Origin of the sequence: Phyllobacterium sp. 628, assembly GCF_014189505.1 — a bacterium.
Taxonomy (GTDB): Bacteria; Pseudomonadota; Alphaproteobacteria; order Rhizobiales; family Rhizobiaceae; genus Phyllobacterium.
The window spans coordinates 2321621-2336347 of sequence record NZ_CP050301.1; the positions used below are offsets into that span (position 1 = coordinate 2321621).

12 protein-coding genes are annotated in these 14727 nt (G+C 56.9%); 2 read left to right on the forward strand and 10 right to left on the reverse strand.

The window, feature by feature from the left end:
• Positions 1–8: 8 nt before the first annotated feature.
• Entirely contained in the window at positions 9–2621 is a 2613-nt protein-coding gene (gene topA, locus HB779_RS12975) for a type I DNA topoisomerase (RefSeq protein WP_188342794.1), read from the reverse strand.
• Positions 2622–2972: 351 nt separating this feature from the next.
• Between topA and HB779_RS12980 the strand changes: the two genes are divergently transcribed.
• On the forward strand, positions 2973–3173 hold the full coding sequence (locus HB779_RS12980) for a hypothetical protein (RefSeq protein WP_188342795.1): 201 nt from the start codon (positions 2973–2975) through the stop codon (positions 3171–3173).
• Here the strand turns inward: HB779_RS12980 and dprA are convergent.
• The 5 genes from dprA to HB779_RS13005 all read right to left on the reverse strand — a co-directional run bounded on the left by dprA (position 3141) and on the right by HB779_RS13005 (position 8482).
• Positions 3141–4274, reverse strand: a complete 1134-nt coding sequence (gene dprA, locus HB779_RS12985; RefSeq protein ID WP_371823851.1) for a DNA-processing protein DprA — start codon at positions 4272–4274, stop codon at positions 3141–3143. The genes HB779_RS12980 and dprA overlap by 33 nt on opposite strands.
• Complete coding sequence (gene plsY, locus HB779_RS12990) at positions 4271–4879, reverse strand: glycerol-3-phosphate 1-O-acyltransferase PlsY (RefSeq protein ID WP_188342797.1); 609 nt, start codon at positions 4877–4879, stop codon at positions 4271–4273. Before plsY ends, dprA begins: the two co-directional genes overlap by 4 nt.
• Before the next feature lie 24 nt (positions 4880–4903).
• The gene (locus HB779_RS12995; protein WP_188342798.1) at positions 4904–6190 is read right to left on the reverse strand and encodes a dihydroorotase; all 1287 of its coding nucleotides are present in this window, start codon (positions 6188–6190) and stop codon (positions 4904–4906) included.
• The gene (locus HB779_RS13000) at positions 6187–7152 is read right to left on the reverse strand and encodes an aspartate carbamoyltransferase catalytic subunit (RefSeq protein WP_188342799.1); all 966 of its coding nucleotides are present in this window, start codon (positions 7150–7152) and stop codon (positions 6187–6189) included. Before HB779_RS13000 ends, HB779_RS12995 begins: the two co-directional genes overlap by 4 nt.
• Positions 7153–7480: 328 nt before the next feature.
• Positions 7481–8482, reverse strand: a complete 1002-nt coding sequence (locus HB779_RS13005) for an ABC transporter substrate-binding protein (protein ID WP_188342800.1) — start codon at positions 8480–8482, stop codon at positions 7481–7483.
• A gap of 365 nt (positions 8483–8847) precedes the next feature.
• On the opposite strand from HB779_RS13005, the gene HB779_RS13010 reads away from it, so the two are divergent.
• Positions 8848–10272: an aldehyde dehydrogenase family protein gene (locus HB779_RS13010; protein ID WP_188342801.1), complete on the forward strand. Its 1425-nt coding sequence runs from the start codon at positions 8848–8850 to the stop codon at positions 10270–10272.
• A gap of 30 nt (positions 10273–10302) precedes the next feature.
• On the opposite strand, the gene HB779_RS13015 is transcribed toward HB779_RS13010, so the two are convergent.
• The 4 genes from HB779_RS13015 to HB779_RS13030 are packed head-to-tail and all read right to left on the reverse strand — an operon-like array spanning position 10303 to position 14598.
• Entirely contained in the window at positions 10303–11889 is a 1587-nt protein-coding gene (locus HB779_RS13015) for a 5-guanidino-2-oxopentanoate decarboxylase (protein WP_188342802.1), read from the reverse strand.
• Complete coding sequence (locus tag HB779_RS13020; RefSeq protein ID WP_188345912.1) at positions 11886–13073, reverse strand: pyridoxal phosphate-dependent aminotransferase; 1188 nt, start codon at positions 13071–13073, stop codon at positions 11886–11888. The genes HB779_RS13015 and HB779_RS13020 overlap by 4 nt, the downstream gene beginning before the upstream one ends.
• Positions 13073–13729 carry a TetR family transcriptional regulator C-terminal domain-containing protein gene (locus HB779_RS13025; RefSeq protein ID WP_188342803.1) on the reverse strand — a complete coding sequence of 219 codons (657 nt, stop codon included), beginning with the start codon at positions 13727–13729 and terminating at the stop codon, positions 13073–13075. Before HB779_RS13025 ends, HB779_RS13020 begins: the two co-directional genes overlap by 1 nt.
• Positions 13726–14598, reverse strand: coding sequence for a dimethylarginine dimethylaminohydrolase family protein (locus HB779_RS13030; protein WP_188342804.1), 873 nt, complete (start codon positions 14596–14598; stop codon positions 13726–13728). Before HB779_RS13030 ends, HB779_RS13025 begins: the two co-directional genes overlap by 4 nt.
• Positions 14599–14727 lie beyond the last annotated feature (129 nt).

The window sequence follows — 14727 nt, forward strand, 5'->3', positions numbered from 1 at the left end:
ATTCTGTCCTAACTTGCTTTTTTCGGTGCCGCTTTTTTGGCAGCTGGCTTCTTGGCGGCGGGTTTCTTCGTCGCCGCTGCCTTGCGGGCAGGGGCTTTCTTGCCGCCCTTGACTCCGGCTTTTTCGGTGATCAGAAGCAGGGCTTCCTCAACCGTCACCGTTGCCGGGTCCTTGCCTTTGGGCAGGGTCGCATTGACCTTGGCCCAGTTGACATAAGGACCATACTTGCCATCGCGCACGGTGATCGGACCACCATCGGGATGTTCGCCCAGTTCTTTCAGCGCTGCCGGTGTGCTGCGTCCGCGTCCCGGACCCTTGGCCAGCTTTTCGGCCAGCACCGTCACAGCGCGATTGAGACCAATTGAAAACACATCTTCCGCACTCTCCAGATTAGCATAGGTGCCATCATGGGAAAGATAGGGACCATAGCGCCCGATACCCGCCGAAATCATCTTGGTGGATTCGGGATGCTGACCGACGTCGCGCGGCAATGAAAGCAGCGCGAGAGCCTTTTCGTGATCGGTGCTCTCAATGGTCCAGCCTTTCGGCAGGCTGGCGCGTTTGGCTTCCTTGCCTTCGCCGCGCTGGACATAGGGACCAAAACGACCGCCGCGAACGGTGACGTCCTCGTTGGTATAGGGGTCCTTGCCCAGCACTTTCGGCTCGTCGCCGCCATTGCCGTTCTCGCTCGAGGCTTCGCTGCCGCCAAGCTGGCGGGTGAACTTGCACTCGGGATAGTTCGAGCAGCCAACGAAAGCACCGTATTTGCCGAGTTTCAGTGACAGGGTACCGGTTCCGCAGAGCTGGCAAACCCGTGGATCACCACCGTCTTCCCGTGGCGGGAAAACGAGCGGGCCGAGCTGGTCATTCAGCGCGTCGAGGACATTGGTAACCCGAAGTTCCTTGATGCCATCGACCGAGCCGAAGAAATCTGTCCAGAAATCACGCAGCACGTCCTTCCACTTCAGCTTGCCGTCGGAAATCTCGTCGAGCTTTTCCTCAAGGCCGGCGGTGAAGTCGAATTCCACATAGCGCTTGAAGAAGCTTTCAAGGAACGCGGTCAGCAGACGGCCTTTGGTCTCCGGGATCAGCTTGCGCTTTTCGACGACCACGTATTCGCGGTCCACAAGCGTCTTCAGGATCGCTGTGTAAGTGGAAGGACGGCCAATGCCGATCTCTTCCATCTTCTTGATCAGCGTAGCTTCCGAATAACGCGGCGGCGGTTCGGTCGAATGCTGTGTCGCATTGATCTTCTCGCGGGCCAAAGCTTCGCCGGCGCGAATTTCCGGAAGACGGCCACCGTCTTCATCGACATCCTCTTCCTCGCGGTGATCCGTATAGGCACCAAGGAAACCGTCGAACTTCACCACAGAACCCGTGGCACGCAACTGTGCCTGACGTGAGCCGTTTTGGGCTTCGATTTCAACAGTCGTGCGCTCAATATCAGCCGATTGCATCTGGCTGGCGATGGCGCGCTTCCAGATCAACTCATAAAGCTTCGCCTGATCCGCATCGAGGAACTGGTGCACATCCTTCGGATGGCGGTTGAAATCGGTTGGACGTACGGCTTCGTGCGCTTCCTGGGCGTTCTTGGCCTTGGTCGAATAAAAGCGCGGCTTGTCCGGAACATATTTGTCGCCGAACACCTTACCGATTGTCTGCCGCGCGGCCTCAACCGCTTCGGGGGCCATTTGCACGCCGTCAGTACGCATATAGGTAATCAGACCGGCCGTTTCGCCGCCAAGGTCCATACCTTCATACAGGCGCTGGGCAATCTGCATGGTGCGCGTTGCCGAAAAACCGAGCTGGCCTGATGCGGCCTGCTGCAGGGTCGATGTGGTAAAGGGCGGGCCGGGATTGCGCTTTGTCGGCTTGGCTTCGACGCTGGCCGCCTTGAATGCTGCGCCTTCCAGCATGGCGCGCATTTCGCCCGCCTGTTCACCGTTCTTGATGTCGAGCTTGCCGAGCTTCTTGCCGTCGAACGTGACAAGCCTTGCTTCAAAGCCATCATTGCGCGGTGTCTTCAACAACGCTGCAATGTTCCAATATTCTTCGCGGACGAATCGCTCGATTTCGGATTCGCGATCCGCAACCAGACGCAGAGCGACTGACTGCACACGGCCGGCCGAACGGGCACCGGGCAGCTTGCGCCACAGCACCGGGGACAGCGTGAAGCCGAAAAGATAATCCAGTGCGCGCCGGGCCAGATAGGCATCGACCAGCGGCATATCGATATCGCGCGGGTTGGCCATGGCTTCCAGAACAGCACTTTTGGTGATGGCGTTAAAGACAACGCGTTTCACCGGCTTGGTGCCGATAGCCTTCTTCTGCCGCAAGACTTCCAACACGTGCCAGGAAATGGCTTCCCCTTCGCGATCCGGATCGGTTGCGAGAATAAGGCCGTCGCTGTCCTTCAGCGCCTTGACGATATCCCCGAGCCGTTTGGATGACGCAGCATCCACTTCCCAGGACATGGCGAAATCGTCGTCCGGCAGGACGGATCCATCCTTGGCAGGCAGATCACGCACGTGACCGAACGAGGCCAGAACCGTATAGCCTGAACCCAGATACTTGTTGATTGTTTTAGCCTTGGCGGGCGATTCGACGACGACTACATTCATTGTGGAGTTGGGCTTTCCTGCTCTTGTCAGATTACAAAAGCACAGTTTTTACTTCGAAACAGGTCTGTGAAATGAACAGGCTTGCTCACGACGTCAAGGCCTGCTCGCGAAAAATCGTTAAATGCAACTTAAAGTTGTTGATTGAAATAATGCAATTAAGGATGTTCTTCTCAGGGGTTCAGCGTTATATTGTATGCGTGGGTGAGTCATGTCTCATTCACGCCTGCGGATGATTATTTCATTGATTTTATGGAGGTTCAGACCAGCAGACTGTAAAACCTACTGCAATATAACCACAGATAATAAAATTAAATTTCATTTCAATATAGATGCGTATTTAAGGACGAAGTCATGGGTGAAACAAAATTCAGTCGGACGGAAAACGCTAGATATATTCAGCAGATGCTAGGCGAGTTGCGTGGCATGGCCAAGATAAACCGGTTGGATATGTTGGCTTACCTGATTGAAATTGCTTATATTGAAAGCAGCGACCTCCTGAACAAGGATACACACACAACCTCAGGGGTCAATCAGCGAAACATGACAACCTGATTGTCGATGCAAACGTCCAGCCAGGTCGAGTTCGAGCAGAATAAGAATTACGACCGAAGGATGTAATCCGCTGGTTCGGATGAGGTCATCAGTGTCTATAGGGACGGGGCCTAAAAGATTTATGACATGATCGCGATCTGTCTCATTGGGGGGCGTAATAGGCGGAAAGTCTATATCAGGGGCTAAAAATGCCGTGTCGTCGGGGGTCGGCCGGTCAAGCAGCGGGCGAAGGGCGGATAGAATGTCGGCGGTGTCAGTCACAAGAATGGCGCCGTTTTTCAGCAAGGCATTGGTGCCCTTTGCTCTTGGATCGAGGGGAGAACCGGGTATGGCAAAAACCAGACGCCCGAGTTCGCCAGCAAGCCGGGCGCTGATCAGCGAACCTGATCGCTCGGCTGCCTCGACCACAAGCAGCCCAAGGGAAAGGGCGGCGATGATCCTGTTCCGCCGTGGAAAATCCCTGGCGCGTGGTTCCCATCCAAATGGCATCTCGCTGATCACCGCACCATCACGGCCAGCAATTTCATTGTAAAGAGCGATATTCTCTGGAGGATATGGCCTATCCAATCCCCCGGCCATGACAGCAACTGTTCCGCTTTCGAGACTTGCTTCGTGCGCGACCCTGTCTATGCCACGGGCAAGGCCTGAAATAACGGCATAGCCCGCTTCACCCAGTTCACGCGCCATGATCCGTGCCAATTTCATCCCGATGAGCGAGGCATTGCGCGCGCCGACAATCGCGACAGCCGGGAGACGGAACACATTCGGATTGCCCTTAATGGCAACGAGTGGGGGAGGATTATCAGACAGACGCAGATAATGCGGGTAGTCTGGTTCGCCAATACACGTGAAAACAGCGCCCATCTGCGCTGCAAGGGCCATTTCCCGCTCAGCTTCGGCAACGCTGATAATCCGGATTGGCCGCCGTGCGCCGCCACGCCGCACCAGTTCCGGCAGCATTTCCAGCGCATTGGAAGCAGAGCCGCAATGGGCAATCAGGTGACGAAAGGTGACAGGTCCGACATTCTCGCTGCGGATCAGTCGAAGCCAGCTGAGCCGCTGGCTTTCAGAAAGGCGTATGCCTTTCTTCTCGTCCATCACCCCTTGGACCCGATCTTGCCTTCGTTGCCGGCAAGCAATCGCTCGATATTGGTGCGATGCTTGATGAAAACGACGATCGTCAACACAAGAAAGAGCAGGGCGACCTGGTGGTATCCAAGCAGATACAGCGCAATGGGTGTCGTAACGGCTGCAACCAGCGCGGCAAGCGACGAATAGCGCGTTGCATAGGCAATGATGATCCAGATCGCGGCAAAGATCAGTGCCACTTGCCAGACGAGACCAAGCAGCACGCCAAGATAGGTGGCTACGCCCTTGCCGCCTTTGAATTTCAGCCAGACCGGAAAAATATGGCCAAGAAACGCGCCAAGCCCGGCAATAATCGCTGCCTGCGGGCTGAACGTTGCTGCAATCAGCACCGCTGCAGTGCCTTTCAGCATATCGAGCACGAGGGTTGCGGCTGCCAGTTTCTTGTTGCCCGTCCGCAAAACATTGGTGGCGCCGATATTGCCGGAGCCGATGCTGCGCACATCACCGAGGCCCGCCATGCGGGTCAGGATCAGACCAAATGGGATAGAGCCCAGCAGATAACCGAAAACCAGTGCCGCAATAAGCGTTCCGGCCTGCCCATTGATGAAATCCGACATGCGCTCTTCCCCGGTTATGTTTATTCAGATGGTGAAAACCGACTTGCCTGCAACAAAAGTTTGAACCACGCGGCCCTGAAAACGTGCGCTTTCAAAACAACTGTTCTTGGAGCGTGAACGCAAATCTTCTTCCTTCACAATCCACGGTTCGTCAAGATCGACTATGGTCACATCCGCGCGTGCACCCGGCTTCAATGTGCCCGCATCCAGCCCAAAAATTTTGGCCGGACCACTGGACAGTGCCTCGACAATTTGGATCAGCGGCACGTCACCATTGTGATGAAGCCGCAGGGCTGCGCCGAGCAGGGTTTCAAGGCCGATGGCGCCGGCCGCCGCATCGGCGAATGGCAGACGCTTTGTATCCACATCCTGCGGGTCATGCGACGACACGATAATGTCAATGGTGCCGTTGCGCAGCGCCTCGACCATGGCAAGCCGGTCTTCCTCAAGCCGCAGCGGTGGCTGCAAACGGAAGAAGGTGCGGAACTCGCCGATGTCGTTTTCATTCAGTGACAGATGGTTGATAGACACGGCGGCAGTGGCATTGACGCCATTCTGCTTGGCCCGCGCCACGACTTCGGCCGACATGGCCGTGGAAATTTGCGCCGCATGATATGTGCCGCTGGTCAGTGCCGCCAGCCGCAGGTCGCGTTCAAGCGGAATCACTTCCGCCTCACGCGGGCTGCCGGAAAGACCAAGCCAGCTGGCATAAAGCCCTTCGTTCATCACGCCAGTGATGCCGAGATAGGGATCCTGCGTCTCATGGGACAGGACAACGCCGAAATCACGGGCATAGGTGAGGGCGCGGCGCATCAACTGCGTATCGGCGATGGAATTACGCCCTTCGGTGATGGCAACAGCACCGGCCGCACGCAACAGGCCGATTTCCGTCATTTCCTGGCCATGCAGACCTTTTGTCACCGCTGCAGCAGGATAAACATTGACCACCGCCGTATCGCGGGCTGTGCGCCGAACAAACTCGACCAGTGCCACATTGTCGATAACGGGATCTGTATCCGGCATCATGATGATCGAGGTGACACCGCCCGCTGCCGCCGCATGGCTGGCCGATGCAATGGTTTCCCGGTGTTCCGCGCCGGGTTCACCGATAAATACACGGGCATCGACCAAACCGGGCAGGATCGTCTTGCCCATGCAATCAACAATGGTTGCGCCCTCGGGCGTGCCCTGATTGCGGGCACCGGCACCGCTGGCGACAATGACGCCATCTTTCATGATAAGCGTGCCTGTCTCATCGAGGCCGCGTGAGGGATCAACGATCCGGGCATTCTGCAGGACAGTCGTGCTCATCCGGCAACTCCTTCCGGATTACGGCGTGGATCGAGCAGCGCTTCCATCACTGCCATGCGCACGGCAACACCCATCTCGACCTGTTCCTGAATAACACTCTGCGAACCGTCGGCCACATCGGAGGCAATCTCGACGCCGCGGTTCATCGGACCGGGATGCATCACCAACGCATCGGGTTTGGCATATTTCAGCTTCTCCCGGTCAAGCCCGTGATAATGGAAATATTCGCGCACCGAAGGTACGAAAGCTCCGGCCATCCGCTCGCGCTGCAACCGAAGCATCATGACGACATCCGCGTCTTCAAGTCCTTTTTCCATTGAGTTGAACACTTCCACACCCATCTGGCTGATCCCGGCAGGCAGCAGGGTTGACGGGGCAATCACCCGCACCCGTGCGCCGAGCGCATTGAGCAGAAGAATGTTGGAGCGGGCCACACGCGAATGCAGCACATCGCCGCAAATGGCGACGGTCAGCCGTTCGACCTTACCCTTGGCGCGCCGGATCGTCAGCGCGTCGAGCAGCGCCTGTGTCGGGTGTTCATGCGCGCCATCACCGGCATTGACCACGGAGCAGCCGACCTTTTGTGCAAGGAGCGCCGCAGCACCTGCCGAGCCGTGCCGGATGATCAGGATATCCGGCCGCATCGCATTCAGCGTCATGGCGGTATCGATCAGCGTTTCGCCCTTTTTCACCGAGGAATTGCCGACCGACATGTTCATCACGTCAGCGCCAAGACGCTTGCCGGCCAGCTCGAACGACGATTGCGTCCGGGTCGATGCCTCGAAGAACAGATTGATCTGGGTTCGCCCGCGCAGCACACTTTTCTTCTTCTCCGACTGGCGCGAAACCGCCACCTCGCTGTCAGCAAGATCGAGAAGAATATTGATGTCCTGGGGAGAAAGATTCTTGATGCCAAGCAAGTGGCGGTGGGGAAACAGGGAGGGGAGCGTTTTTGATGTCATATCAAGTCCCCCCTATAGGCCGGATGCCGCCGCCTCGCAAGCGCCCGGCATGATATCCTGCCATGTTCCCCAATAAAATCCTCGGTTCTTACACACTAATACGCTGCATTCCTGCCGTGCGTGGTTCGACAAGCTCACCATGAGGGAGATGGATAATTGCAGGGAACTAGATTCTGCAATGCTGGCGCTTGGCTTGCAGCCAAACCCTCTCCCTCATGGTGAGCTTGTCGAACCACGCGCAATGCAACTGCAGAAAAAATTAGCTAGGAAGGCATTTATTGAAGCATATCTCCCCCACAAGGGGGGAGATAATCGACATCAGCCAGCGTTACTTCAGCGATGCCTTCACCTTGGTTGCCACATCGGCGCTGACCCATTTGGTCCAGATATCCTCATTGTTCTTGAGGAAATATTTTGCACCATCTTCGCCTGTGGCCTGATTGTCTGTCATCCAGGCGAGAAGGTCGTTGAGAGTCTTGTTGGACCACGAACGCGCCTTGAGATAATCCATGATCGGGCCGGATTTTTCGCTGAACTTCTTGGTGACCACCGTATCGACTTCAGCCAGTTCCCAGGCGTTTTTCTTGGGATCCGGGCAATCGGCAACCGTGTTGCAGCGCTTCCATTCGGCTGAATCGAACGGCACACCATGATCCAGCTTGACCATCTGATACTTGCCGAGCAGCGCAGTCGGTTCCCAATAGTAACCGACCCAGCCTTCCTTGCGCTCGTAGGCCTTGGCGAGTGAACCGTCGAGGCCTGCAGCTGAACCGGTATCAACCAGTGTAAAGTTCTTCTTCTCGGCGTCGTAGGCTTTGAAGAATTGAGTGGTGGCAAGTGTGCCGCCCCAGCCGGGAGGGCCATTGAAGACAGCGCCCTTGGACGAATCTTCCGGCGCGGGGAAGAGTTCCGGATGCTTCAGCGCATCATCGATGGTTTTGATATCAGGATGGGCGTCGGCCAGATATTTCGGTATCCACCAGCCCTGAACACCACCGTCGGACAGGGACTTGCCGGTATAGACAAGTTTGCCATCGGCTACGGCCTTGTCCAGAATATCGCGCATGAAGTCGACCCAGCCTTCGGGAGCGATGTCCGGCTGGCCTTTTTCGGTCATGGAGGTCAGGGTTGGGATCGTATCGCCCTGGACAATATCGGCATTGCAGCCATAGCCCGCGTTGAGAATAATCTTGTCAAGATTGGCGAGAACTTCGGCGGACTGCCAATTCATGCTGGCGATGGTGACATCGCCGCATTCAGCCGCCGATGCACCGCCCGCTGCTCCAAGCAGGGCAAATGCCATCACGCCGCTCATCAATAATGCCTTCATCTGAGAACCCCTTTGTTGTTTTTTGATATGTGTCTTGAAGATGGTCATCTGCACTGGCGCCGGACACATGGCTGCATCCGGTCCGTGAAAAGCCGATGGGAAGAAGGCTGGACCATGGGCAAACGATAACCCTGTATGGGGTGGTCAAGAAGCCCGAACGCGCCACATGCTTTGTTCTCAGCGACATGACTCTGATCTCTTTGCACGCACGATCGAGATGCATTTGAACGGTTGAGCGGGTGGTTTGCTTTTGCTCAAATGGTCAAACCACCATCGCCTAAACTTTCCGTCGTTTTTCTTTCTAGCAACCAAACGAAAAGCCCCATACCATTTCCACTACAGTCAGCAGTCGACAGGAGGCACACATGCTCATCAAGCGGGATTTCTATATCAACGGCGAATGGGTGCCGCCTCTACAGCCCAACGATCTGGAAGTGATCAATCCGGCGACGGAAAAGCCGATTGCCATTATCTCAATGGGCACAGCAGCCGATATCGACCGTGCTGTCGCTGCCGCCAAGAAAGCCTTTCACACCTATAGTCAAACATCGGTTGAGGAACGGCTGGCGCTCTTGGAAAAGCTGCTTGATATCTACAAGCGCCGTTATGACGAGATGGCGCAGACCATCACGCTGGAACTGGGTGCACCGATCACGATGAGCACGCAGCAGCAGGCGGATGTGGGTGTTGGCCATTTGCAGGGCTTTATCGATGCGCTGAAGTCCCTGCATATGCGCGAGGATCTTCCGAACGGCGATCTCCTGGTGCGTGAACCTATCGGCGTTTGCGGTCTGATCACACCATGGAACTGGCCGATCAACCAGATCGCGCTAAAGGTCGTCCCGGCGCTTGCGACCGGCAGCACCTGCGTGTTGAAGCCGAGTGAATTTACGCCGCTGAATGCGCTGCTTTATGCGGAAATGGTGCATGAGGCCGGTTTCCCGGCTGGCGTATTCAATCTGGTCAATGGCGATGGTCTGACGGTTGGAGCGGCTCTATCCAAACACAAGGACGTCGATATGATGTCGTTCACCGGTTCAACCCGGGCGGGTATCGCCGTCAGCAAGGATGCGGCCGAAACGGTCAAGCGGGTGACGCTGGAACTCGGCGGCAAATCACCCAACATTGTCTTCGAGGACGCTGATCTTGAAGATCGTGTTGCTGGCAGCGTGCTGGAATGTTTCAACAATAGCGGCCAATCCTGCGATGCGCCAACGCGCATGCTGGTGCAGCGCTCGGTCTATGACAAGGCGGTCAAGATCGCCGAAGCCACCGGCAAGGAGGCGCGTGTTGGCAATCCGGAGGAAGAGGGCGATCATATTGGCCCGCTCGTCAGTCATATCCAGTACGGCCGCGTGCAGAACCTGATCGAAGCGGGTATTTCCGAAGGTGCGCGCGTGCTGGTTGGCGGTGCAGGCAAGCCGGAAGGCTACGAGACCGGCTATTTTGTCCGCCCGACGATCTTCGCCGACGTGCGCAATGACATGCGTATCGCCAAGGAAGAGGTGTTCGGGCCGGTATTGGCGCTGATCCCGTTTGATACGGAGGAAGAAGCCATCGCAATCGCCAACGATACGCCGTACGGTCTCGCCGCTTACGTGCAGACGGGTGACGCGGAGCGCGCCGAGCGCGTCGCGTCGAAGCTCAAGGCTGGCATGGTGCATATCAATGGCGGGGCACACCGTTACGGCAGTCCGTTCGGTGGCTACAAGCAGTCGGGCAATGGCCGTGAAGGTGGAAAATTCGGGCTTGAGGATTTTCTCGAGGTCAAGACGATCCACCGGCCGTAGCCGGTGGAAATGGTTGGTGGCTAGGGGCCATCAACCTATCAATGTTTCATCGATTTCAATCAGATAGGGCTGCCCGCTCGCCTTAGCTTTGAGCAAGGCATCGGGCAGCTCTTCAAGTGTTTGCAGCTTGCGCGATGCCACGCCGTAGGCATCCGCGATCTTGAGATAGTCGGGTGCTGACGGGCGTACGCCAACGGGATTGATATGAACGTCGCGCATGGCGCGTTCGATCTCCTGATAGCCCTGATTGTTCCAGACAATGAAAATGACGGGCACTTTTTCGTCGACGGCTGCGCCAAGTTCGCCCAGCACAAACTGAAAACCGCCATCGCCGACAATGCAGATGGTGGATGTTTCGAGTTTGCCGAGTGCGGCACCGATTGCGGCAGGCGGGCCGAAGCCAAGGGCGCCAAAACCGGTGGCGGCGTTGAACCAGCCGCCAACCCGGTCGTGATCGTAATAGAGATTGCCGGAATAGATGGCTTGCGTGGAATCGCCAACGATCTGCGAATTTGGCAGCGTATCACGCAGAATATTGAGGAAGCGCACATGGCTTTGGGTTCTCGGGCCGACTTCGGCCCATGCCGCATCACGGGTCGCCCGCGCACGATCTTCGCCGGAACGCGTGTTGCGGCACTCGGGCAGGGTCGCCGCGAGTGTTTGAACCGTTTCCTTGGCTGATGCCTCAATGGGCATGAAAGCGGGGTGGCGATCAAGCTGCCCGGCATCGATATCGATCCGCACAAGCCGCTTCAGCTCGGGGAAACCGCCGTCGCCATACATGTCGTAATCGGTTGGTCCCATTTCAGTACCAACGGCAATGACGAGATCGCTTTCAGCCAAAAGATTGCGCACGGCAGTCAGGCTGGCGCTGGCCGGGATAAGCAGCGGATGATTGTGCAGGATACCGCGCGCATTGGTGGTTGCCACCACAGGTGCATCGAGCTTCTCAGCTAGCTCTTTCAGTTCAAAGGCTGCGTGTTTTGCGCCGCCACCGATCAAGATGACCGGACGCTCCGCTGTAAGACATTGACGGGTCAATTCAGCCATTGTTTCGGCAGAAGCATAAGGAATCGGCGCATCTGACTGCTGGATACTGGCACCATCCAGCGGCTGCGCCATCACATCCAGCGGTATCTCAATGTGGACGGGGCCGGGACGCCGCGAGGCAAACAGCGCAAAAGCACGGGCGAGCACAATTGGCAATTCATCCGCTTTTTCAATGCGATGCGAGAACATTGCAACAGTTTGTAGCATAGCGCGCTGATTGGGGAGTTCATGCAGGAAACCCATACCTTTGCCGAGGGATTCCCGCTGGTTCACGCCTGATATCACCAGCATGGGAATGGAATCGGCGCGGGCCTGACCCATCGCGGTAATTGTGTTGGTGATGCCGGGTCCCGTAATGACAAAGGCGACGCCGGGCTTGCCGGTTGCCCGCGCGTAGCCATCGGCCATAAAGCCCGCACCTTGTTCATGGCGCGGGGTGATATGGCGGATTTTCGAAGCGGCCAGTCCACGATAAAGCTCGATAGTGTGGACGCCAGGAATACCGAAAACCGTATCGACATTATAGGATTCAAGCAGGTGGACGAGGGCTTCGCCGACAGTGGTCATGCGGATTTCCGTTGCTGGAGGCGCGATGCGAGGCGAACGATACCGGCGCAGGCCGCGTCGATCTTGTCATCGGCAACGCTGAGGCTAAGACGCAAATACCCTGCAAGATTGTCTCCGAAGGATTCACCCGGCATTACGGCAACGTGTTCCTCTTCGAGAAGACGCATGGCGAAATCATTGCCGCTGAGGCCGGTTGCACGGATATCGGCAAGGATGAACATACCCGCCTGCGGCACCTCGCAGCCAATACCGGCCACGCCATCGAGCCGCTTTGAGATCAATTGGGCCCGCCGGGAATAGCTTTCGCGCATCGTTGCGGCAGCGGCCGAAGGCTGGCCGAGCGCGTAGGCCGTCATGTCAGCGATAAACGGTTGAACGCCAAACAGCATGGATTCCGACAGCGGCAGCAGTTTCTGCGTGAATTCTGCCGGACCGACACACCAGCCGCTGCGGAAACCGGGAGCAGCATGCGATTTGGAGATTGAGGCGACAGCGATAGTCCGGTCCGCCAGTTCAGGGCGATCCAGCGGCGAGGCGAATTTGCCGTCAAAAATCATCAACTCATAGACTTCGTCGGAAACGATCCAGAGATTGTGCTTGCGGCAAACTTCGCCGATCTCGGCCACTTCCTTTTCGCTCAGCACAGCGCCGGTCGGGTTATGCGGCGTATTGAGGAGCAATACTTTGGCTTTCGGGGTGATCACCTTTTCAAGGTCGGCCGCCTGCATGCGGAAGCCGTTTTCCGGCCGCAGGGGAACAGAAACCCGTGTTGCGCCCGTTGCGCGGACAACGCCGTCATAGGTCGCATAGAGCGGATCGCCGGTGATGATTTCATCGCCTTCTTCGGCAAGCCCCAGCATGACGAGAGACAATGCGGTCTGCGTACCCGGAAAGCACATGAGGTGTTCAGGGCCGATCGCGCGGCCGGTACGCCCAGTGTATTTTTTCGAAAGGGCAGCAAGAACACCCGGTTCGCCGCGGCCGTTGGAATAGCCGGTACGGCCGGCACGCATGGAGCGTTCAGCCACATCCATCATGTCAGTCGGTGTTGGAATATCAGGTTCGCCAATGGTGAGCTCAATGATCTCATGGCCGGCGCGTTTCATTTCGCGCGCACGGATATGCACAGCCCATTTATCTGATCCCAGTCCGGCCAAACGGTCGGTGACGGACGCGTAGCGCATCATCGGGCGTCTCCTTCAGCAGTAAGTGAAATTCCAAGTACGGCTTCAATAGCGATAATGCCGGTTTCAGCCAATTCCCCTTCGGCGAAAATATCGCGGGCAAGACAGCCTTCCAGCCACAATCCGTCGATGATCGCATTGATGGCGATGGCGTGGCGGCGGGTATGAACACGCTCAGCCGGTTTCCCCGTCGCGATCAAGGCTTCGCGGATGAGGATTTCCAGCTCATCGCGAAATCCGAGATAGCCATCGCGGTGCGCAGCGGCCATGACCGGATCAGCGTGAACCAGCGCAATGAAACCCGCCCAGAGCGACAGATTATGCGGGTCCATAATCGGTTCGCCCAGATTGGCGGTGACAAAGGCCTGCAAGCGGGCGCGTGGATCATTGGCGGCATTCTGCAAAGCATCACTTGCCTGCACCGTCATCCGATTCATCACGGCGCGATAGGCCGCACTGATGAGGTCATCCTTTGTGGGAAAGTAATAGCGGATCAGCCCGGCCGTAACGTCCGCACGCATTGCTATTTCGCGCACAGTTGCACCGGCAAGACCGCGCTCGGCCACACATTCCAGCGTCGCGGCAATCAAATCCTCGCGGCGCTTGTCTTCGCCTTCACGGCGGAAGGTTTTGCGTGTGGCCGATTGTGCATTCATTGGCGGAAAACCGGACGGGTCAGGCAAGTCGGGCCGCCTTCACAGGCGATGCAGAGCGCATCCGCTTCGAAGGTGGTCACGGTGCATCCGGCAGATTCCATGGCTGCCTTGGTTTTCTCAAAACCTGCGACGGCGATGACTTCATAGGGCGCTGTCGGCAGAACATTGAGATTAAGCCCGTTGCTGGCCGCAAACTCGTCGTCCGGTGCTGCAATCAAACGAATGCCGCGCTCTTTCAGCAATTGATAAAAGGCAGCAGGAAGCAGCGGCAGATATACAAGCGCCAGATCCTCTGCGAGCGGGGATATGATTGACATCAGATGCAGGCAGGCCTCTTCACCTTGCCAGAGCGGCAGATCGAAACCCAGAACCGCCACACCCAATGGTTCAAGAATGGCGGCCATCTGCTCGATACCAGCCTGATTGGTGCGAACGCCGCGGCCAATGGCCAGCGTCTTGCTGTCTACCCAGACGCAATCGCCGCCTTCAACCGTACCGGGTGCGACGATGCGGCCAAGCACAGGCACATCCATCTGACTGTAGGTTTCATGATGCAGATCGGTTTCATCGAGACGCAGGGGTTTGCCCATGCGCAGGAGAATGGCGCCCTTGTTGGTAACCAGCGAGGGATCATGGGTAAACACAGAATCCGACAATCCGTCATTGCCATCTTTGATCCAGGTAATATCGGCGCCGGATTGAGCCACGAGGTCAGCAAAAACGCGGTGCTGTTCGGATGCTTTGCGCGGATCAAACTGTGGACCATAGTGCCACACGTCGCGTTCGGCTCCTGACATGACACGGTCGGGCATGCGCATGATGACGCGTTTCAGGGGAAGGGCCATGGACTGGGAACCAAATGCGCTCATGCGACTACTCTCTCGTAAAAATTGCATTACGAGTATTTATACGCTTGCATAATTAGAGCGCAAGTGGTGTGATGACTTAAATGAGGCAGAAAAGCCTTGTGCTGACAAAACAGGCAGATGAGTGGTGTC

Excerpts from the sequence above, each read along its gene's own strand:
- topA (WP_188342794.1), bottom strand. The coding sequence starts at position 2,621 with ATGAATGTAGTCGTCGTCGAATCGCCCGCCAAGGCTAAAACAATCAAC.
- HB779_RS12980 (WP_188342795.1), top strand. The coding sequence starts at position 2,973 with ATGGGTGAAACAAAATTCAGTCGGACGGAAAACGCTAGATATATTCAG.
- plsY (WP_188342797.1), bottom strand. The coding sequence starts at position 4,879 with ATGTCGGATTTCATCAATGGGCAGGCCGGAACGCTTATTGCGGCACTG.
- HB779_RS12995 (WP_188342798.1), bottom strand. The coding sequence starts at position 6,190 with ATGAGCACGACTGTCCTGCAGAATGCCCGGATCGTTGATCCCTCACGC.
- HB779_RS13000 (WP_188342799.1), bottom strand. The coding sequence starts at position 7,152 with ATGACATCAAAAACGCTCCCCTCCCTGTTTCCCCACCGCCACTTGCTT.
- HB779_RS13005 (WP_188342800.1), bottom strand. The coding sequence starts at position 8,482 with ATGAAGGCATTATTGATGAGCGGCGTGATGGCATTTGCCCTGCTTGGA.
- HB779_RS13010 (WP_188342801.1), top strand. The coding sequence starts at position 8,848 with ATGCTCATCAAGCGGGATTTCTATATCAACGGCGAATGGGTGCCGCCT.
- HB779_RS13015 (WP_188342802.1), bottom strand. The coding sequence starts at position 11,889 with ATGACCACTGTCGGCGAAGCCCTCGTCCACCTGCTTGAATCCTATAAT.
- HB779_RS13020 (WP_188345912.1), bottom strand. The coding sequence starts at position 13,073 with ATGCGCTACGCGTCCGTCACCGACCGTTTGGCCGGACTGGGATCAGAT.
- HB779_RS13025 (WP_188342803.1), bottom strand. The coding sequence starts at position 13,729 with ATGAATGCACAATCGGCCACACGCAAAACCTTCCGCCGTGAAGGCGAA.
- HB779_RS13030 (WP_188342804.1), bottom strand. The coding sequence starts at position 14,598 with ATGAGCGCATTTGGTTCCCAGTCCATGGCCCTTCCCCTGAAACGCGTC.